22 protein-coding genes are annotated in these 19,585 nt (G+C 73.7%); 19 read left to right on the top strand and 3 right to left on the bottom strand.

Features of this window, described 5'->3' with window-relative positions; all coding sequences use genetic code 11:
* Positions 1–67: 67 nt before the first annotated feature.
* From MXD57_RS06485 to MXD57_RS06460, 6 genes are all read left to right on the top strand, one after another.
* Positions 68–787 carry a class I SAM-dependent methyltransferase gene (locus tag MXD57_RS06485; protein ID WP_250400331.1) on the top strand — a complete coding sequence of 240 codons (720 nt, stop codon included), beginning with the start codon at positions 68–70 and terminating at the stop codon, positions 785–787.
* 75 nt (positions 788–862) lie between these two features.
* Entirely contained in the window at positions 863–1,696 is an 834-nt protein-coding gene (locus MXD57_RS06480; protein ID WP_250400330.1) for a M55 family metallopeptidase, read from the top strand.
* Complete coding sequence (locus MXD57_RS06475) at positions 1,689–2,993, top strand: M20/M25/M40 family metallo-hydrolase (RefSeq protein WP_250400329.1); 1,305 nt, start codon at positions 1,689–1,691, stop codon at positions 2,991–2,993. The genes MXD57_RS06480 and MXD57_RS06475 overlap by 8 nt, the downstream gene beginning before the upstream one ends.
* 15 nt (positions 2,994–3,008) lie before the next feature.
* Positions 3,009–4,961, top strand: a complete 1,953-nt coding sequence (locus tag MXD57_RS06470) for a S9 family peptidase (RefSeq protein WP_374114660.1) — start codon at positions 3,009–3,011, stop codon at positions 4,959–4,961.
* A complete protein-coding gene (locus tag MXD57_RS06465; protein WP_250400327.1) occupies positions 4,958–5,881 on the top strand; it encodes a S66 peptidase family protein in 924 nt (307 codons plus the stop codon). The genes MXD57_RS06470 and MXD57_RS06465 overlap by 4 nt, the downstream gene beginning before the upstream one ends.
* Positions 5,882–5,949: 68 nt before the next feature.
* A complete protein-coding gene (locus MXD57_RS06460) occupies positions 5,950–6,501 on the top strand; it encodes a GNAT family N-acetyltransferase (RefSeq protein WP_250400326.1) in 552 nt (183 codons plus the stop codon).
* A gap of 85 nt (positions 6,502–6,586) precedes the next feature.
* On the opposite strand, the gene MXD57_RS06455 is transcribed toward MXD57_RS06460, so the two are convergent.
* Positions 6,587–6,934 carry a VOC family protein gene (locus MXD57_RS06455; RefSeq protein WP_250400325.1) on the bottom strand — a complete coding sequence of 116 codons (348 nt, stop codon included), beginning with the start codon at positions 6,932–6,934 and terminating at the stop codon, positions 6,587–6,589.
* Between the two features lie 144 nt (positions 6,935–7,078).
* On the opposite strand from MXD57_RS06455, the gene MXD57_RS06450 reads away from it, so the two are divergent.
* The 13 genes from MXD57_RS06450 to MXD57_RS06390 all read left to right on the top strand — a co-directional run bounded on the left by MXD57_RS06450 (position 7,079) and on the right by MXD57_RS06390 (position 16,959).
* Positions 7,079–7,489 carry a phage holin family protein gene (locus MXD57_RS06450; RefSeq protein WP_250400324.1) on the top strand — a complete coding sequence of 137 codons (411 nt, stop codon included), beginning with the start codon at positions 7,079–7,081 and terminating at the stop codon, positions 7,487–7,489.
* Between the two features lie 301 nt (positions 7,490–7,790).
* Positions 7,791–9,296, top strand: coding sequence for an NAD(P)/FAD-dependent oxidoreductase (locus MXD57_RS06445; RefSeq protein ID WP_250400323.1), 1,506 nt, complete (start codon positions 7,791–7,793; stop codon positions 9,294–9,296).
* A complete protein-coding gene (locus MXD57_RS06440; protein ID WP_250400322.1) occupies positions 9,293–11,140 on the top strand; it encodes a transketolase in 1,848 nt (615 codons plus the stop codon). The genes MXD57_RS06445 and MXD57_RS06440 overlap by 4 nt, the downstream gene beginning before the upstream one ends.
* 582 nt (positions 11,141–11,722) lie before the next feature.
* The gene (locus MXD57_RS06435; RefSeq protein WP_250400321.1) at positions 11,723–12,088 is read left to right on the top strand and encodes a gas vesicle protein GvpO; all 366 of its coding nucleotides are present in this window, start codon (positions 11,723–11,725) and stop codon (positions 12,086–12,088) included.
* Between the two features lie 71 nt (positions 12,089–12,159).
* Positions 12,160–12,591 carry a gas vesicle structural protein GvpA gene (locus MXD57_RS06430; RefSeq protein WP_250400320.1) on the top strand — a complete coding sequence of 144 codons (432 nt, stop codon included), beginning with the start codon at positions 12,160–12,162 and terminating at the stop codon, positions 12,589–12,591.
* Positions 12,588–13,358, top strand: coding sequence for a GvpL/GvpF family gas vesicle protein (locus MXD57_RS06425; protein WP_250400319.1), 771 nt, complete (start codon positions 12,588–12,590; stop codon positions 13,356–13,358). The genes MXD57_RS06430 and MXD57_RS06425 overlap by 4 nt, the downstream gene beginning before the upstream one ends.
* A gap of 34 nt (positions 13,359–13,392) precedes the next feature.
* Complete coding sequence (locus MXD57_RS06420) at positions 13,393–13,653, top strand: gas vesicle protein GvpG (protein ID WP_250400318.1); 261 nt, start codon at positions 13,393–13,395, stop codon at positions 13,651–13,653.
* Entirely contained in the window at positions 13,653–14,246 is a 594-nt protein-coding gene (locus MXD57_RS06415; protein ID WP_250400317.1) for a DNA primase, read from the top strand. Before MXD57_RS06420 ends, MXD57_RS06415 begins: the two co-directional genes overlap by 1 nt.
* Positions 14,243–15,400 (top strand): SRPBCC family protein, encoded by a 1,158-nt coding sequence (locus MXD57_RS06410; RefSeq protein WP_250400316.1) that lies wholly within the window; start codon positions 14,243–14,245, stop codon positions 15,398–15,400. The genes MXD57_RS06415 and MXD57_RS06410 overlap by 4 nt, the downstream gene beginning before the upstream one ends.
* The gene (locus MXD57_RS06405) at positions 15,397–15,741 is read left to right on the top strand and encodes a gas vesicle protein (protein WP_250400315.1); all 345 of its coding nucleotides are present in this window, start codon (positions 15,397–15,399) and stop codon (positions 15,739–15,741) included. The genes MXD57_RS06410 and MXD57_RS06405 overlap by 4 nt, the downstream gene beginning before the upstream one ends.
* Positions 15,738–16,496 carry a GvpL/GvpF family gas vesicle protein gene (locus MXD57_RS06400; RefSeq protein WP_250400314.1) on the top strand — a complete coding sequence of 253 codons (759 nt, stop codon included), beginning with the start codon at positions 15,738–15,740 and terminating at the stop codon, positions 16,494–16,496. The genes MXD57_RS06405 and MXD57_RS06400 overlap by 4 nt, the downstream gene beginning before the upstream one ends.
* Positions 16,493–16,681 (top strand): gas vesicle protein, encoded by a 189-nt coding sequence (locus MXD57_RS06395; RefSeq protein ID WP_250400313.1) that lies wholly within the window; start codon positions 16,493–16,495, stop codon positions 16,679–16,681. The genes MXD57_RS06400 and MXD57_RS06395 overlap by 4 nt, the downstream gene beginning before the upstream one ends.
* Positions 16,678–16,959 carry a gas vesicle protein K gene (locus tag MXD57_RS06390; RefSeq protein ID WP_250400312.1) on the top strand — a complete coding sequence of 94 codons (282 nt, stop codon included), beginning with the start codon at positions 16,678–16,680 and terminating at the stop codon, positions 16,957–16,959. The genes MXD57_RS06395 and MXD57_RS06390 overlap by 4 nt, the downstream gene beginning before the upstream one ends.
* A gap of 43 nt (positions 16,960–17,002) precedes the next feature.
* On the opposite strand, the gene MXD57_RS06385 is transcribed toward MXD57_RS06390, so the two are convergent.
* Both MXD57_RS06385 and MXD57_RS06380 read right to left on the bottom strand, forming a co-directional pair.
* Positions 17,003–17,824 (bottom strand): class I SAM-dependent methyltransferase, encoded by an 822-nt coding sequence (locus tag MXD57_RS06385; RefSeq protein WP_250400311.1) that lies wholly within the window; start codon positions 17,822–17,824, stop codon positions 17,003–17,005.
* A gap of 150 nt (positions 17,825–17,974) precedes the next feature.
* Positions 17,975–19,459, bottom strand: coding sequence for a bifunctional phosphatase PAP2/diacylglycerol kinase family protein (locus MXD57_RS06380; RefSeq protein WP_250400310.1), 1,485 nt, complete (start codon positions 19,457–19,459; stop codon positions 17,975–17,977).
* Positions 19,460–19,585: the final 126 nt, after the last annotated feature.

Raw genomic sequence — 19,585 nt, 5'->3', positions numbered from 1 at the left:
CGGCCCCTTGCCCCGCACCCGGCGGTCGCGATATCCCGATCATGCAACCGACCGTGGGGAGATCGCCATGAACGTCTCGGACAACTATCGCAACTCCTGGGAGAGTTACTGGCAGGAGACCGCCGACGGGACGGGAGAGGCGATCTGGGACTCCGACCCGTCCCTGAGTGCCGAGCCGCACAGTGAGCTGCTCCTGCCGTACGCGGACAGCGGACGCACCATAGTGGACCTCGGCTGCGGCAACGGCACCCAGACCCGCTTCCTCGCCACCCGGTTCGCCCGCGCCGTCGGCGTCGACCTCTCGCAGGCCGCCGTCGAGCACGCCCGGCGCGCCGCACACGACACCGCCGTCGAGTTCCAGCAGCTCGACCTCACGGACGCCGGCGCCGTACGCGGGCTGCACGAGCGCCTCGGCGACTCCCATGTGTACATGCGTGCCGTCATCCACCAGAGCGAGCCGCACGCCCGCGCCGCGGTGGCCGCAGCGGTCGCCGAACTCCTCGGCACCGACGGGCGCGCGTTCGTCGTCGAGCTGACGTCCGGCTCCCGTGAGGTCCTCATGCGGGCCGCCGGCGGGCCCGACGGGCCGGGCCCCAAGCTGCGCCGGGTCCTCCACCACGGCCTCAAGCCCGCCGAGGCCGACGACGAGGAGATCCCGCGGCTGCTCGGCGAGGCCGGCCTCGAGATGCTGGCCACCGGTGAGACCACCGTGCCGCAGACCGAGCACCTGGCCGACGGCACCCGCATCGACCTGCCCGCCCGCTGGTTCGTGCTCGCCGGGAAGTGAAGCGGTCCCGGGGCGGACGGTCCTGCGCACGGGGGTCGTGGCCGCCGCCCCGCGGCAGCGCGTAACGTGCGGTGCATGAAGATCCTCATCAGTGCGGACATGGAGGGTGCCACCGGCGTCACCTGGCCGGCCGACGTGCTCCCGGGGACGCCGCAGTGGGAGCGGTGCCGGTCCATGTTCACCTCCGACGTGAACGCCGCGGTGCTCGGCTTCCTCGACGGGGGCGCCGACCGGGTACTCGTCAACGAGGCCCATTCGAGCATGCGCAACCTGCTCCTGGAACGGCTCGACGAGCGCGTCGAGATGCTCACCGGGCGGCACAAGTCGCTCTCCATGGTGGAGGGCGTCCAGCACGGCGACGTCGACGGTATCGCCTTCGTCGGCTACCACGCGGGTGCCGGCACGGAAGGCGTCCTCGCCCACACCTACCTCGCGAACCAGATCACCGGGGTGTGGCTGAACGACGTCCGCGCGAGCGAGGGTCTGCTCAACGCGCACGTCGTCGCCGAGTACGGCGTCCCGGTCGTACTCGTCACCGGCGACGACCTGGCCTGCGAGGACGCCCTCGGGTACGCGCCCGAGGCGATGAAGGTCGCGGTGAAGGACCATGTGTCCCGGTACGCGGCGGTCTGCCGCACCCCGGCCCGCACCGCCGCCGACATCCGCGCCGCGGCCGAGCAGGCGGCGCGGCTCGCCGTCCGGTACGAGCCGGTGCGGGGCGGGCCGTTCACGGTCGCCGTCGAGTTCGACGCCGAGCACCTCGCGATGGCCGCGACCGTAGTGCCGGGCGTGGCACGCGTCGGCGAGCGCAAGGTGGCGTACACCAGCGACACCATGTACGAGGGAATCCGTACCTTCAAGGCGGTCACCACGATCGTCTCGGCCGCGGTGGAGGAGCAGTATGGCTGACCAGAGGGCCCTGGACGAGGTGGTCGAGTTCACCTCCGGCCTCATCCGCATCGACACCACCAACCGGGGCGGGGGCGACTGCCAGGAGCGACCCGCGGCCGAGTACGCGGCCGAGCGGCTGGCCGGGGCGGGCCTGGAACCCGTGCTGCTGGAGCGGACCCGGGGGCGGACCAACGTCGTCGCCCGGATCGCGGGCACCGACCCGTCCGCCGACGCGCTGCTGGTGCACGGCCATCTCGACGTGGTGCCGGCCGAGGCGGCGGACTGGAGCGTCGATCCGTTCTCGGGCGAGATCCGCGACGGCGTGGTGTGGGGGCGCGGCGCCGTCGACATGAAGAACATGGACGCGATGATCCTCGCGGTGGTCCGCTCCTGGGCCCGGCAGGGCGTACGCCCCCGCCGGGACGTCGTCGTCGCGTTCACCGCCGACGAGGAGGCCAGCGCCGAGGACGGCTCGGGGTTCCTCGCCGACGAGCACCCGGAGCTGTTCGAGGGCTGCACCGAGGGCGTCAGCGAGTCGGGCGCCTTCACCTTCCACGACGGCTCCGGGCGGCAGCTCTACCCGATCGCGGCGGGGGAGCGGGGCACCGGCTGGCTGAAGCTGACCGCGCGCGGCCGGGCCGGACACGGCTCCAAGGTGAACAAGGAGAACGCGGTCACCCGGCTCGCCGCCGCCGTCACCCGCATCGGCGAGTACGAGTGGCCGCTGCGGCTCACCCCGACCGTGCGGGCCGCGCTGGGCGAACTCGCGGCCCTGTACGGCGTCGACGCCGACTTCCAGGACATGGACGGCCTCCTGAAGAAGCTGGGCCCGGCCGCCAAGCTGGTCGAGTCCACCGTCCGCAACAGCGCCAACCCCACGATGCTGGCGGCCGGTTACAAGGTCAACGTCATCCCGGGCGAGGCGGTCGCCCACGTGGACGGACGGTACCTCGCGGGCGGCGAGGAGGAGTTCCGCACCACGCTGGACCGGCTCACCGGCCCGGACGTGGACTGGGAGTTCGCCCACCACGAGGTCGCCCTGCAGGCTCCCCTCGACTCGCCCACCTACGCGAGGATGCGGGCGGCCGTGGAGGAGTTCGCACCCGAGGGACATGTCGTGCCGTACTGCATGTCCGGCGGCACGGACGCCAAGCAGTTCTCCCGGCTCGGCATCACCGGCTACGGCTTCGCACCCCTGAAGCTCCCCGAGGATCTCGACTACCAGGCTCTCTTCCACGGCGTCGACGAGCGCGTCCCGGTCGAGGCGCTGCACTTCGGCGTCCGTGTCCTCGACCGCTTCCTGCGGACGGCCTAGGGGATGGGGGACCACATGGAGCAGCCGTACGGTTCCTGGCCCTCGCCGGTCGACGCGGCGCTGGCCGCGGCGCACGACGGGCAGCCGGAGTGGGTGGGCTTCGTCGGCGACGAGGTCTGGTGGACCGAGCCCCGGCCCGCCGAGGGCGGCCGCCGCGCCCTGGTGCGGCGCACGGCCGAGGGCGCCGAGGAGCCGGTGCTGCCCGCGCCGTGGAACGTGCGCACCCGGGTCATCGAGTACGGCGGGCGGCCGTGGACCGGAGCGGTCCGGGACGGGGCACCCCTGGTGGTGTTCACGCACTTCGCCGACCAGCGCCTGTACCGGTACGAGCCCGGCGGCGAGCCCCGCCCGCTCACCCCGCTGCCACCGGTGGCGGGCGGACTGCGCTGGGCGGAGCCGCGGGTGGACCTTGCCCGCGGCGAAGTCTGGTGCGTGCTGGAGGAGTTCACCGGCGACGGACCGGACGACGTGCGCCGCGTCCTGGCCGCCGTACCGCTGGACGGCTCGGCCGTCGGCGACCGGGCCGCGGTACGGGAACTCGTCCCGGAACGGCACCGGTTCGTCACCGGTCCCCGGCTCTCGCCCGACGGCCGCCGGGCGGCCTGGCTGGCCTGGGACCATCCGCGGATGCCGTGGGACGGCACGGAACTGCTCGTCGGCGAGGTCGGAGACGACGGCACCCTGCACACGGTCCGCACCGTCGCCGGCGGCCCCGAGGAGTCCGTCGCGCAGGTCGAATGGGCCGCCGACGGCGCCCTGCTGTACGTCGGCGACCGCGACGGCTGGTGGAACCTCTACCGCGACGGCACCCCGCTGTGCCCGCGCGAGGAGGAGTTCGCGGGGCCGCTGTGGAAGCTCGGCCTGAACTGGTTCGCGCCGCTGGACAACGGACTGATCGCGGTCGTGCACGGCCGCGGCGCCGCCGTACTGGGGATACTGGACCCCGAGTCCGGCGAGGTCGTGGACGCCGCCGGTCCGTGGACCGAGTTCGGATCCACCCTCGCGGCCCACGGCGAACGGGTCGTCGCGGTCGGGGCCGGCCCGCGCACCGGGCCCGAAGTGGTGGAACTGGACACCCGGACCGGACGTGCCCGGCCCATCGGCGCCCGCCACCGGGACGCCGTGGACCCCGCGTACTACCCGGAGCCCGAGACCCGTGTCTTCACCGGTCCCGGCGGCCGTGAGGTGCACGCCCACATCCATCCGCCGCACCACCCCGGCCGCACCGCCCCCGACGGTGAACTGCCGCCCTACGTCATCCGGGCGCACGGCGGTCCCACCGGCCGGGTGCCGTGCGTACTCGACCTGGAGATCGCCTACTTCACCTCGCGCGGCATCGGGGTCGCCGAGGTCGACTACGGCGGCTCCACCGGATACGGCCGTGCCTACCGCGAGCGGCTGCGCGAGCAGTGGGGCGTGGTGGACGTCGAGGACTGCGCCGCCGTCGCCCTGGCCCTGGCGGAGGAGGGCACCGCCGACCGCGGGCGGCTCGCCATCCGGGGCGGCAGCGCGGGCGGCTGGACCAGCGCCGCCTCCCTGACCGGGACGGACGTGTACGCCTGCGGCACGATCAGCTACCCCGTACTGGACCTCGCCACCTGGGGTCCGGGGGAGACCCACGACTTCGAGTCGCACTACCTGGAGTCGCTGATCGGCCCGCTCGCCGAGGTTCCCGAACGGTACGCCGAACGCTCGCCCACCACCCACGCCGACCGGCTGACCGCGCCGTTCCTGCTGCTCCAGGGCCTCGACGACGTGATCTGCCCGCCCGCCCAGTGCGAGCGGCTGCTCGCCGCCATCGCGGGCCGGGGAGTGCCGCACGCCTACCTCACCTTCGAGGGGGAGGGGCACGGCTTCCGGCGGGCCGACACCATGGTGCGTGCCCTGGAGGCCGAACTGGCTCTGTACGCCCGGGTGTTCGGGTTCGACCCCACCCCCGCCGTGCCGAAGCTGGAGCTGGGCACATGAGCGCGCTGCACCGGCCGGACCGACTGGCCCCCGGCGCCCGGGTGGCCGTCGTCGCGCCCAGCGGGCCGGTGCCCGAGGAGCGGCTCCAGGCCGGCCTCGACGTGCTGCGCGGGTGGGACCTCGACCCGGTGGTCGCGCCCCATGTGCTGGACCGGCACGGGGAGCTGGGCCATCTGGCGGGCACCGACACCGACCGGGCGGCCGACCTGCAGCACGCCTGGTGCGACCCCGCCGTGGACGCCGTGCTGTGCGCCCGCGGCGGTTACGGCGCCCAGCGCATGGTCGATCTGCTCGACTGGGAGGCGATGCGCGCGGCCGGGCCGAAGGTGTTCGCCGGGTTCAGCGACATCACCGTGCTGCACCAGGCGTTCGCCACCCGGCTCGGCCTGGTCACCCTGCACGGGCCGGCCGCCGCGGGCGTCGACTTCATCAAGAACGCCCGGACACAGGAGCATCTGCGGGCCACCCTGTTCGCGCCGGAGACGGTCCGCACCCTCGCCTCGGGCCGCCCCGCCCTGGCACCCGGGCGGGCCCGCGGGGTGACCCTCGGCGGCTGTCTCAGCATGCTCGCCAGCGACCTCGGCACGCCCCTGGCCCGCCCCGGAGCCCGTGACGGGCTGCTGCTGCTCGAGGACGTGGGGGAGCAGCCGTACCGTGTGGACCGGCTGCTGACCCAGCTCCTGCGTTCCGGCTGGCTGGACGGCGTCGCCGGGATCGGCCTCGGCTCCTGGCGCGACTGTGGACCGTACCCCGAACTGCGCGCGGTCCTGGCCGACCGGCTCGGCGGACTCGGGGTGCCGGTCGTCGAGGAGATCGGATTCGGGCACTGCGACGGCGCGTTGACGGTGCCGTTCGGAGTGACGGCCGAACTCGACGCGGATGCGGGCACCTTGACGCTGGACGAGCCCGCGCTGCGCTGACCCGTCCCGGTCCGGTGGGCGGAACAGTGCGCTGCGAGGTCCCGGCCGGTGGCGCGTAGGCTGGCCGGATGCCGCACACCGCAGCCCACTACCTCGCCTCCGGCCCCCGCGTGGGCATCCGGGCCTTCACCCTCGGGGACGGCCCCGAGTTCACCGCCCGGGCCAGGGAGAGCAAGGACCTCCACCGGCCGTGGCTGTTCCCGCCGGACACCGACGAGGGATACGAGACCTACGCCGGGGCGCTCCTGGAGGACCCGGCCAGGGCAGGATTCCTGGTGTGCGAGCAGGACAGCGGGGACATCGCCGGGTTCATCAACATCAACAACATCGTCCGGGGCGGCTTCCAGTGCGGCGCCCTCGGCTACGGCGCCTTCGCCCACGCGGCCGGCCGGGGACTGATGCGCGCGGGCCTCGACCTGGTGATCGGCTACGCGTTCGGGGCTCTCGGACTGCACCGGCTCGAGATCAACGTCCAGCCGGACAACGCCGCATCCATCGCGCTGGCCCGCGGGGCCGGCTTCCGCCTGGAGGGTTTCTCACCGGCCATGATCTTCATCGACGGTGCCTGGCGCGACCACGAACGCTGGGCGCTGACCACCGAGATGCGCACCGGGGGCTGAACCCGCCGCCCGGCCGCGGGAGGTCCGGTGCGAACCGGACGAGCCATCCGGATGCGGCCGGACGCCGGCCGAGCGGGCGGCCGGCTCAGCCGCTCTGGTCGACGTACTCGAAGATCGAGCCGTCCGGATGCATCGCCAGCAGGTTCCGCCCCGCCGGGGTCGGCAGCGGTCCGGCGATGACCCGGGCGCCCAGGTCGGTCAGCAGCCGGTGCGCCTCGGTCACGTCCTCGACGGCGATCGTCGCCGTCACCTTCCGCAGCACCTCCAGCTCCGCCTCCGGGCCGCTCATCAGGAGAAAGGAGCCGATCGCGGCCACCTGGACCCCGCCGCGTTCGAACCGGAGCGCCCGGCCGTCCGCCAGCCGTTCGTAGAAGGGGATCGCGGTGTCGAGGTCGTCGACGCAGATACGCAGTGTGGCGCCCAGAATCTCCATGCGCACGAGCCTAGTGCCGTGTCGCGACGGGGCGAACCCTGGCTGACGCGGCACTGGTTGGCACGCCCGGGCCGGCACGGGCCGAGCCCCGGCGGGGCCCGGGCGATGCCGTTACGGCTCGGGCCCGAGGGGTAGGCGTAGGGCATGGACCGTTTGGATCACCTGGAACATCTGGACAAGCACCTCGTCGAGGAACTGGCACAGGTGGCACGCGAGACGGTACGCGACGAACTGCGCGAGCAGAGCCGCAGGCAACGACGCACCGCCATGCTCTACGCCGCCTCGGGCGCCGTCGCCCTGTACGCGGGAGGCGCCCTCGCGCTCGCGGTGGGCCTCGCCCTGGCCGTGGGCCTGCCGGGCTGGGCGGCCGCACTGATCACCGCCGCGATCCTGGGCGCCCTCGCCCACCTGCTGCGCGGAGCCGCCCATCCGAGACACGGGCAGGGCTCCGCCGCCGCCCGGGTGGCGGGCGCCACCCACCCCGGCACCCCCTACCCCCCGATGCCCACCGAGGCCCCGCCGCCGCCGGACGACATGCCCCACCACAGGGCCTGACCTGACCCCCGCCCACCCGCCGCCAGGGCCGCGCCGGCGGGCGGCGCCACGGCCGGCCCGTCCGGCGCCCGTACCGCGCGTCCCGCGGGCCGGGTGACGCCCGTGTACCGGGCCGGGCCGGCGCCTCCGCACGGCCGGGCGGGCGGCTCGACACCGGGCCCGGGGCCCGGGTCGGGCCGGCGCCGTCGGACGGGGCCGAACCCGGGCGCGGCGGCGTCCGGGTGACCCGGACGGCGTTTGGGTGCGGCGGCCCCGGTTACGCGGAAGGCCTGGAGGGCGCCACACCGCCGGGAGGACACCTGTGAGTCGACCTCGTGTCGTGATCGTCGGCGCGGGCTTCGCCGGGTACCGGGCCGCCCGCACCCTCGCCCGGCTCACCCGCGGCCGTGCCCTGATCACCCTGCTCAACCCGACCGACTACTTCCTGTACCTGCCGCTGCTGCCCCAGGTTGCCGCCGGAGTCCTGGAGGCCCGCAGGGTCGCCGTCTCGCTGCCCGGCACCCTGCGCGGTGTGCGGGTGGTGCTCGGGGAGGCCGGCCGTGTCGACCTCGACCGGCGCACCGTCCACTACCGGGACCCCGAGGACGGCGCCGGAACCCTTCGCTACGACCGGCTGGTGCTCGCCGTCGGCAGCGTCAACAAGCTGTTGCCCGTCCCCGGCGTCGCCGAGCACGCGCACGGGTTCCGCGGGCTGCCCGAGGCGCTGTACCTGCGCGACCACGTGACCCGGCAGGTGGAGCTCGCCGCGACGGAGCAGGACCCCGGGGTCCGCGCCGCCCGGTGCACCTTCGTGGTGGTCGGCGCGGGCTACACCGGCACCGAGGTGGCCGCGCAGACGCGGATGCTCACCGACCGCCTGGCCCGCCGTGACCTGCCCGGAGCGGACCGGCCCCGCTGGATCCTGCTGGACACGGCGCCCCGTGTCCTGCCCGAGCTGGACGAACGGCTCTCCCGCACCGCCGACCGGGTGCTGCGGGCACGCGGTGTCGACGTCCGCACGGGCACCTCCGTGAAGGAGGCCACCCATGACGGCGTCCTGCTCACCGACGGTACGTTCGTGGCGGCCCGGACCCTCGTCTGGTGCGTCGGCGTCCGGCCGGATCCGCTGATCGAGGCCGTCGGGCAGCCGCTGGAGCGGGGCCGGCTCATCGTCGATCCGTACCTCCAGGTGCCCGGCCGCCCCGAGGTGTTCGCCTGCGGGGACGCGGCGGCCGTGCCGGACCTGGAGCGGCCCGGCGAGTTCACCCCGATGACCGCCCAGCACGCCTGGCGGCAGGGCAGGGTCGCCGGTGAGAACGCGGCCTCCTCGCTCGGCCTCGGCCGGCGCCGGCGCGCCTACCGCCACCGCGACCTGGGCTTCGCCGTGGACCTCGGCGGTGTGCGGGCCGCCGCCAATCCGCTCGGCGTCCCGCTGTCCGGTCCGCCGGCCGGCGCGGTCACCCGCGGCTACCACCTGGCCGCCCTGCCCGGCAACCGCCTGCGCGTCGCCGCCGACTGGCTGCTGGACGCCGTACTTCCCCGCCAGACCGTGCAGTTGGGCCTCGTACGATCCTGGTCGGTCCCACTGGACACGGCATCCCCCGAGCTGGCCCGGGTACCCGGCGGCCCCGGCCGGCCGGGCGACGGCGCACCCGACGGCGACGGCGGCGGAACCGACGCCCTCCGGACGGCGGAAACCCCCGCGGCGGAGCGGCCCGCGACCGCACAGCCCACCGACCATCCCGCTCCCGGCCCGGTCCGGCGCGCCCGCCCCGCGGCTCCCGCGGCCCGCCCGGAGCCACCCGAACCAGCAGAAGGAGATTCATGAACTCCGAAGAACTCGCCGAACTGGGCCAGCAGTTGCGCGTGGACAGCGTGCGGGCGGCCGCCGCGGCCGGCTCCGGGCACCCCACCTCGTCGATGTCCGCCGCCGACCTGCTGGCCGTCCTGCTCGCCAAGCACCTGCGCTACGACTTCGAACGCCCCGATCACCCCGCCAACGACCGCTTCGTGCTCTCCAAGGGCCACGCCTCGCCGCTGCTGTACGCCGCGTACAAGGCGGCCGGTGCCCTCGATGACGGTGAGCTGCTGACCTTCCGCAAGCTCGGCAGCCGCCTGGAGGGGCACCCGACCCCGCGCCGGCTGCCGTGGGTGGAGACCGCCACCGGCTCGCTCGGCCAGGGCCTGCCGGTCGGCGTGGGCATCGCGCTCGCCGGGCAGCGGCTGGACCGCACCGGCTTCCGCGTGTGGGTGCTGTGCGGGGACAGCGAACTGGCCGAGGGCTCCGTCTGGGAGGCGGCCGAGCACGCCGCGTACGAGAACCTGGACAACCTCGTGGCCGTCGTCGACGTCAACCGGCTGGGCCAGCGCGGCCCCACCCGGCACGGCCACGACCTGGACGCCTACGCCCGCCGCTTCCAGGCCTTCGGCTGGCACACCATCGAGATCGACGGCCATGACGTCGACGCGATCGACCGCGCGTACGGTGAGGCGCTGTCGACGACCGGACAGCCCACGGTGATCCTCGCCCGCACCCTCAAGGGCAAGGGCGTCGCCTCCGTCGAGGACCGCGAGGGCCTGCACGGCAAGCCGCTGCCCGAGGCCGAGGAGGCCATCGCCGAGCTGGGCGGACCGCGCGAGCTGCACGTCCAGGTCGGTGAGCCGGCCGCCGCCGCGACGCTCCGCTCCCTCAACACCGAGGTGGTCCGGCTGCCGCGGTACGACAAGGGCGAGGAGGTGGCCACCCGGGACGCCTTCGGCAAGGCCCTCGCCGCGCTCGGCACCGCCCGGGGCGACGTCGTCGCACTGGACGGCGAGGTGGGCGACTCCACCCGCACCGAGGTGTTCGCCAAGGAGCACCCCGACCGCTTCTTCGAGTGCTACATCGCCGAACAGCAGCTCGTCGCCACCGCCGTCGGCATGGCGGCCCGCGGCTGGGTGCCGTACGCCTCGACGTTCGCGGCGTTCCTCACCCGCGCCCACGACTTCGTCCGCATGGCCTCCATCAGCGGCAGCGGGATCAACCTGGTCGGCTCGCACGCCGGTGTGGCGATCGGGCAGGACGGGCCGTCGCAGATGGGCCTGGAGGACCTGGCGATGTTCCGGTCCGTGTACGGCTCGACCGTGCTCTACCCGTGCGACGCCAACCAGACCGCCAGGCTGATCGCCGCCATGGCCGGCCTCGACGGCGTTCGCTACCTGCGCACCTCGCGCGGCAAGAGCCCGGTGATCTACGGCCCCGAGGAGGAATTCCCGGTCGGCGGCAGCAAGGTGCTGCGCTCCGGGGAGCGGGACCGGCTGACCGTCGTCGCGGCCGGGGTCACCGTCCACGAGGCCCTGGCGGCCGCCGACCGGCTCGCCCAGGACGGCATCCAGGTCCGGGTGATCGACCTGTACTCCGTCAAGCCCGTCGACAGCGAGACCCTGCGCCGGGCCGGCGAGGAGACCGGCTGCCTGCTCACCGTCGAGGACCACCACGAGGAGGGCGGCCTCGGCGACGCCGTCGCCGAGGCGTTCGCGGACGGCAGGCCCGTGCCCCGGCTGGTCAGGCTCGCGGTGCGCACGATGCCGGGTTCGGCCGCACCCGACGAGCAGCTCAACGCGGCCGGTATCGACGCCGCGGGCATCGCGGCCGCGGCGAAGCTGCTGGTCGAGGAGGCGATCGTGGGCTGAGCGGCGACGACGCGCGGACGGTACGAGGGGTCCGCCCGGGCGGCGGAGGGCATGGGCGCCCCGCCGCCCGGTGCGCGTCGGGCGGCCGTACCATCCCGACCGGCCTGTCCTCGACCTGCGTCCGGCCGGTGTCAGACGCATCCGGCCGCCCCCGGAGCTCTCGCCTTCGCCGGCCTCGGGGCGACCGACGGCCGGCATGCCGAGCCGGCCGCCGGGCGGGTTGGGCCTGACCACGGGGCCGACGACCCAGGCCCCGCGGGCGGCACCTCGACGTCCCGCCGGGCAGCCGCCACGGCCTGGAGGAGGCGGGCCGGCTCGCGCCTCGCGTTGCAGAGTCGCCGAGGCCGCGTACGCCGACCGCCCCACCGCGGCCCGCGGGGCGGCACCTGAGGACCGTGCTGCCCGGCCGACGGCACGCCCCGGATCCCGCCCGGCCCCACCTGCCGGAACCGGCGGGCCGGCAACGGGCCGCCCGGCCGGTTCCGAGCCCGCGTCAGCGGGTGTGACCTGCGGCTCAGAGAACGCCCACCCCCGGCATGTTTGGTCAAGGGATGAGTGGCCAAACGCAGGGGAGAGGTGGCCATGACGAACACAAAGAGCACGCAGCAGTCGCAGGATTCACAGCAAAAGCAGAACTCGTCCCAGGAGGACGACGACGCGCCGCAGGGCGGGGCCACCGGCCGACGGCCGCGTCCCATGGAAGTGCTGCGCGAGGCACGCGCCCAGCTCGCCGAGCTGACCGGGCTGCGGCCGGAGTCGGTGTCCTCCTTCGAGCAGACCGAGGCCGGATGGTCGCTCGAGGTGGAGGTACTCGAACTCGAACGGGTCCCGGACACCATGAGCCTGATGGCGAGTTACCTGGTGGAGCTGGACACGGACGGGCAGCTCACGGGCTACCGCCGCGTCCGCCGATACGAACGCGGACGGTCGGACGCACGTGGCCGCTAGGCCCCGTCCTCCGTGTCCGGAATCCACCGGCGCACCGTTTGTCCGAACACCAATGAGGAGGAATGGCCGGCATGACCGTTGTACCGGCACAGCAGAGCGGCGGCGGAGGCGGCAGCAGCGGCCTCTACGACGTACTGGAACTCGTTCTGGACAGGGGGCTCGTGATCGACGCGTTCGTCCGTGTCTCCCTGGTCGGCATCGAGATCCTGAAGATCGACGTCCGAGTCGTCGTGGCCAGCGTCGACACCTACCTTCGCTTCGCCGAGGCGTGCAACCGCCTCGACCTGGAGTCGGGCCCGAACAAGAGCCCCGGCCTGCCCGAGATCGTCGGCGAGGTCACCGAGTCCGGTGCGCGCGGCAAGAGCAAGGGCGCCCTGTCGGGAGCCGCGGAGACCATATCCGGCGCCTTCAAGCAGGCCCGTGAAGAGGGGCAGGAAGGCCAGCGGGAGTCCCGGCCGCGTGCCCGCAAGACCGCGGCCCGGCGCAAGGAGGAGTCGGAGTGAGCACCTACGTCTACGGCATCACCGCCCGCTCGCACCCGGCGCTTCCCGAGGGGATGTCCGGCGTCGGCGACCCGGCGCTGCCGGTGCGCGTGCTGACGGCGGGCGATCTGGCGGCCGTGGTCAGTGACGCGCCCGAGGGACTGCGGCCCAAGCGCCGCGACCTGCTCGCGCACCAGAACGTGCTCGCCGAGACCGGTGCGGCCGGCTGCATCCTGCCGATGCGCTTCGGCAGCGTCGCCCCCGACGACGACTCCGTCACCCAGGTGCTCGGCGAACGCGCCCAGCACTACCAGGAGCGACTGCGGGAACTGGACGGCAAGGTCGAGTACAACGTCAAGGCCACGCACGTCGAAGAGGCCGTGCTGCACCGGGTGATGGCCGAGAACGCCGAATTGCGCTCCCTGGCCGAGGCCAACCGGTCCTCCGGCGGCGGCAGTTACGACGACAAGATCCGGCTCGGTGAGATGGTCGCGTCCGCCGTCAAGGCCAAGGAGGCCGAGGACGCGGCCGAGGTGCGCGGCGCGCTGGAAGCGGTCGGTGCCGCCGTGAGCGTGGGCCCCGAGTCGACCGGCTGGCTGGTCAACCTGTCGTACCTGGTGGCCCGGGACACGGCCGAGGAGTTCCTGGCGGCGGTGGAGCAGGTCCGCGCCGACCACCCGCATCTCGATGTGCGGATCAACGGCCCGCTCCCGCCATACAGCTTCGTGGAGCCCGGTCCGGCCGCACCCGCGGACAGCACGGCCGGCGCCGACGCCGCAGCGCGGTAACGGCGGCCCGGCCCGGACGGAAGGAGGGACGACCGTGGGACTGATCAGCGAGGTGCTGCTGGTGCCGTTCGCACCGGTACGCGGCGCCGGATGGGCGATCAGGCAGGTGCTCGACGAAGCGGAGCGCATCTACTACGACCCCGCCACGGTACGTGCCGAACTCGCCCGCCTGGAGGAGGAACTGGAGGCGGGCGAGATCACCGAGGAGGAGTTCGACCGCCGCGAGGACGAACTCCTCGACCGGCTGGAGACCGCTCTGCGCTCCGGCGAAACCACTGGCAACAGGACGACGTGATGAATCGAACGGGACTGGGCCTCGCCATAGGGGCCGGCTACCTTCTGGGGCGCACCAAGAAACTCAAACTGGCCCTCGCGGTCGGGTCCGTGGTGGCCGGCAAGAAGCTGAACCTCACTCCGCGGGCCCTGGCGGACCTGCTGGGCCAGCAGCTTCGCCACAACCCGCAGTTCAAGGAGATCGGGGACCAGCTCCGCCAGGATCTGCGCGGCGTCGGCAAGGCCGCCACCGGGGCCATGGCCGAGCGGCAGATGAGCGCACTCGCCGACCGGTTGCACGGCCGTACCAGCGCGGTGCGCGACCAGCTCTCCGGCGTGGCGTCCGGCAACGGCTCCGAGGCCGAGGAGCCGGAGGAGTACGAGGAGCAGGACGAAGGAGCCCACGAGGACTCCGCGGACCAGGAGGACGAGCAGCCGCGTCGCGAGGCGCCCGCGAAGAAGGCCGCGGCGAAGAAGGCGCCCGCGAAGAAGGCGCCCGCGAAGAAGACCGCGGCGAAGAGCACGGCCGGCCGGACGGCCGCGAAGAAGACGGCCGCGGGCGGCGGCCGTGGCAGCAGCCGGTCCCGGCAGTCGAAGGGCGGCGATGACCGATGACCGAATCCATCGGATCCGCGGCCTCGGCCGCCGGCGAGACCGCGGGCAAAACCGCCACGAGCAACCCCCTGACCGATCTGGCGCACAGTGAGGCGGCGGACCGGCTCAAGGCGGAGGTGCAGGACTACCTGAGTGCCCAGGCTCAGAAACTGCTGGTCGGCGTCGGCCGCAAGCTCGGCGAGACCACGGGCAGGCTCACCGACATCGCCGAGGGCAACAGCCCGGGCTTCGCCAAGCTCGCCCTGGACGCCGGCCGCAAGGTCGCCGAGGGCAAGGGGCCGCTGCGCTCCGCGCTGGAACTCGGCGCCTCGCACGCCAAGGACACCGTCATGGACAAGCTGAAGGGCCTGGGGGGCGGCAAGGGCAAGAAGCGCAAGGGCGGTGGCAACAAGCCGACGGTCATCGTCGAGTCCGTCGACGTCGGTGTGCCGGTGCGCACCGCCTACGACCAGTGGACCCAGTACCAGGACTTCAGCACCTTCGCCAAGGGCGTCAAGAGCGCGAGCCGCGCCGACGACACGAGCTCCGACTGGCAGGCCAAGGTCTTCTGGTCCAGCCGGAGCTGGAAGGCCCACACGGTCGAGCAGGTGCCCGACTACAAGATCCAGTGGCAGTCGGAGGGCGCCAAGGGCACCACGAAGGGCGTCGTGAGCTTCCACTGGCTCGACGAGAACCTGACTCGCGTCCTGCTGGTCATGGAGTACTACCCGAGCGGCCTCTTCGAGAAGACGGGCAACATCTGGCGTGCCCAGGGCCGCCGGGTCCGGCTCGACTTCAAGAACTTCGCCCGGTTCATCACGCTCAAGGGCGAGGCCGAGGACGGCTGGCGCGGGGAGATCCGCGACGGCGAGGTCGTCCGCAGCCACGAGGACGCGGTGGCCGAGGAGGAGTCCGAGCAGGAGGAGGCGGAGGGGACGCAGGAGCCCCAGGAGCGCGAAGAGGGCGAGGAGCCCGCCGCCGAGGACGACGAAGACTTCGAGGACGAGTACGAGGAGGAGCCCGAGGAGGAGCAGTACGAGGACGAGGAGGAGGGCCCCTACGAGGAGGAGCAGGGGGAGGAGCCCGAGGAGTACGAGGATGAGTACGGGGAGTACGAGGAGGAGCCCGAGTTCGAAGAGGAGCCCGAGCACTCCGGAGGCGGGAGCCGTCGATGACGACCGCCGGCCGATTCCCCGAGCCCTACGGCCAGAGCGGAAGCGGGGCCAACCTCGCCGACATCCTGGAGCGTGTGCTCGACAAGGGTGTCGTCATCGCGGGCGACATCAAGATCAACCTGCTCGACATCGAGCTCCTCACCATCAAGCTCCGGCTCGTCGTCGCCTCGGTCGACAAAGCCAAGGAGATGGGTATCGACTGGTGGGAGACCGATCCCGCGCTGTCCTCCAGCGCCCGCCGGAACGAGCTGGCCAAGGAGAACGCCGAGCTCAGGGAGCGGCTGGAGCGGCTCCAGGAACTGGCACCCGGCAGCGTGCCGACGGAGGAGGAGACCTCATGAGCGCACTGCGCTACGTCTACGCCGTCTGCCGCCCGCTGGACGCGCCGCTGCAGGCCGAGCTGACCGGTATCGGGGGCGCCCCGCCGGCGCTGCTGCACCACCACGGACTGGTCGCGGTCGTCAGCACGGTTCCGGAGGCGGACTTCGGTGAGCAGGCGCTGCGCGCCCGGCTCGAGGACCTGGACTGGCTGAGCGCGACCGCCCGCGCCCACCAGGGCGTGATCGCCGCGCTCAGCACGGTCACCACCCCGCTGCCGCTGCGCCTCGCGACCGTCTTCCGGGACGACAGCGGCATCCGGGCCATGATCGAGGCCCGCGAGGACGACTTCCGGCGCGCCCTGGACCGGCTCGAGGGCCGGGTGGAATGGGGCGTGAAGGTGTTCGTGGAGCCCGAACCCGCCGAGCCCGCCGCCGCGGCGGCGGCGAAGCCCGCCAGCGGCCGTGACTATCTGCGCAGCCGCCGGCGGCACAGCGAGGCGCACGAGGAGAGGTGGCAGCGGGCGGAGTCGTTGGCGCGATCCCTGCACGACCGGCTCAGCCGGCACTCCGAGGACTTCCGGATGCATCCCGCCCAGAATCCCGCGCTGTCCGGGGCGTCGGGGCAGAACGTGCTCAACGCGGCCTACCTGGTGCCGCGCGCGGCCTGCGAGGAGTTCGTGGAGCTGGTGGACCGCACGAAGGACGAGACCCCCGGTATCCGGGTGGAACTCACCGGACCCTGGGCCGCCTACTCGTTCAGTGGGGAGGAAGCGTGACCGTCGTCGAGCGACGTGAGATCGCACTCGTGGACCTGCTCGACCGGCTGCTGGCGGGCGGGGTCGTCATCACCGGGGACCTGACGCTGCGGATAGCCGACGTCGATCTCGTCCGCATCGATCTCAACGCGCTGATCAGCTCCGTGAACGAGTCGGTGCCCTCACCCTTCGAGGAGTTGCAGTGACCTCCCGCAACCGGCTCGACCTGGAGCCCGACACGGTCGAACGCGACCTGGTCAAACTGGTGCTGACCGTGGTGGAACTGCTGCGCCAGCTCATGGAACGGCAGGCGGTGCGACGTTTCGACACCGGCGAGCTGACCGAGGACCAGGAGGAGCGGATCGGGCTCACCCTGATGCTCCTGGAGGAGCGGATGGCCGAGCTGCGGGACCGCTACGGGCTGCGGCCCGAGGACCTCAACCTGGACCTCGGCCCGCTGGGGCCGCTGCTGCCCCGTCAGTGAGCCGGACGAGCCGGACGGCCCCGGGGTTTCCCCGGGGCCGCGGTCAGGCCGCTTTGCGGCACAGGATCTCGCCGTGCAGGACACCGAACCAGGCGTCCTCCCGCCGGCCCCAGTCCCGCCAGGCCGCCGACGCCGCCCGCAGCCGCTCGGGCGTGGCGTGCCCGCCCCGCACGGCCCGGTCCGCGTAGTCCGAATCCACCGTGCGGTCGGCCCACAGCCCGCTCCACCAGGCCCGCTCCTCGGGGGTGGCGAACGTCCAGGTGCTGGAGGTCGCCGTGACGTCCGACAGTCCCGCGGCCAGTGCCCAGGCCCGCAGCCGCCGGCCGGCGTCCGGCTCGCCGCCGTTGGCCCGGGCGACCGCCTCGTACAGGTCCAGCCAGTCGTCCAGGCCCGGCAGCGCCGGGTACCAGGTCATCGCCGCGTAGTCGGCGTCGCGTACCGCGATGTACCCGCCGGGCCTGGTCACCCGGTGCATCTCGCGCAGCGCCGCCACCGGATCGCCGACGTGCTGGAGCACCTGGTGGGCGTGGACCACGCAGAACGTGTCGTCGGGGAAGTCCAGCGCGTGGACGTCGGCCACCGTGAAGTCCGCGTTGGTCAGGCCGCGTGCCTCGGCGGTCGCCCGGGCCCGCTCCAGGATCGCGGGGGCCCGGTCGGCGCCGGTGACGTGCCCTTCGGGGACCAGCGCGGCCAGGTCGGCGGTGATGGTGCCGGGACCGCAGCCGATGTCCAGGATCCGCATCCGGGGTTCCAGCACGTCGAGCAGGTAGGCCGCGGAGTTGGCGGCGGTCCGCCAGGTGTGCGACCGCAGCACCGACTCGTGGTGCCCGTGCGTGTAGACGGCGGTCTCCTGTGCCTTCGGCATGGCTGTGTCCCTTCGCCCCTGGTCGACGTCACCGGCGGTGGGGCCGGCGCCCCGTCGCGCGGTACGCCGAACGGTACGCGCCCATGCCGGATGGTGAGACCCGCGTTTCGCAATGTGGACGTCGCTCGGCTCCGGCGGTCGGCCGGGTGGTCAGGACAGCGGCCGGTACACCGTCAGCGCCTCGGGGACCTTCTCCACCAGCACGTCCCCGCCCACCTCGACCACCTCGCCGTCGTACGCCAGGGGCGTCCCGGGGGCGAGGCCGGTCAGCCGCAGCCGGTTCACCTGGACCGCCGCATGGGCCGGTGACCGGGTGAGCGGTCCGGCCGCGGCGGCCGCGAGCAGCCGCAGCGCGGGCCTGCGTGTGCCGTGCACCACCCGCACGTCCAGCCGTCCGTCCGCCAGGTCGGTCCGGCGCCCGGGAGCGAGACCCATCCGGTGGTAGACGCCGTTGCCCACGAACAGCAGCCACAGCGGGTGGCGCCTGCCGCGCAGTTCCACCGTCAGCGGGTGCCGGTCGGCGCGCAGCACCTTCGCCGCGCCGAGCATCCCGGCCGGCCAGCCGCCGATCCGGGGCGACCACCGCTCCCGCTCGCGCACCAGCTCCGGATAGACACCGAGGCTGAAGGTGTTCAGGAAGAGGCCCTCGTGATCGCCCGCCGCGAACCGGCCGACGTCCACCCGGACCGCCTCGCCCGCCCGTACGGCGTCGGCCAGGGTCCGTTCGTCCTCCACCCCCAGGTCGTAGGCGAAGTGGTTGAGCGTGCCCCCGGGCAGCACCGCCAGCGGCAGACCGCGCCGCAGGGCCACCCCGGCCGCCGTGTTCACCGTTCCGTCGCCCCCGCACACCCCCAGCACCCGCGCCCGCGCCGCGGCCTTCTCCAGTTCCGCCCGCACGTCCTCGGGGGCGCACTCCACGATCTCCGCCCCGGGCAGCGCCTCGTGCAGCACCCGCACCCGGTCGGAGGTGCCCGAGGCGCGGTTGGCGACCAGCACCAGGCCTTCGCCGTCGGGCAGCGCCGGTGCCCCGGTCCGGGGTCGCGGCGCCGGCGCGGCCTGGGTTCGGGTCGGGACCAGGCCCCGCACCGCCAGCGCGGCGCCCGCGCCCAGCGCGGCCCCCGCCAGTACGTCACTCGGATAGTGCACGCCCGTGTACACGCGCGACATGGCCACGGAGAACGCCACCGGCGCGACCGCCGCACCCCACCGCGGCGACTCCAGGGCGACCCCGGTGGCGAAGGCGGCCGCCGAGGCGGCGTGGCCGGAGGGGAAGGAGGTGGTGATCGGCTGCCGCTTGAGCTGCCGCGACAGCGGCACCGGGTCCAGCACCGGCCGGGCCCGGCGCACCGACCGCTTGCCCAGGGTGTTGATGACCAGGGAGGCCACGCTCAGGGAGGCCACCCCCCGGGTCGCGGCCCGCCGGGCCCGCGGCGAACGGCTCGCCGCGATCGCGGCGGCCGTCGCGAACCACAACACCCCGTGGTTCGCGCTCCGGCTGAGCCGGGGCAGCACCCGCTCGGCGCCGGGCCAGTGCCGGCCGGCCGCCAGCTCGAACAGCCGGCAGTCGTACTCGAGCAGCTTGGACAGGGTGCGGAGGCGGGGCCTCGGGACAGTGAGGTCGAGGTCTGGGCTCATGGGGTCCGGTTACCCTGAAGCGCCCGCTTCTTGTGCCCGGACACGCCGGTCACCGGACCGCTCTCACCGGTCCGCCCGAGAGCGCGTGCGGGGACGTCCCGCCGGCGTCCCCGCCCTTGCGGAGCG

Source organism: Streptomyces cellostaticus (assembly GCF_023630175.1).
Classification (GTDB): domain Bacteria; phylum Actinomycetota; class Actinomycetes; order Streptomycetales; family Streptomycetaceae; genus Streptomyces; species Streptomyces cellostaticus_A.
Note: the sequence above shows the minus strand (reverse complement) of the source record. Positions and strands in the feature narration are given on the sequence as shown.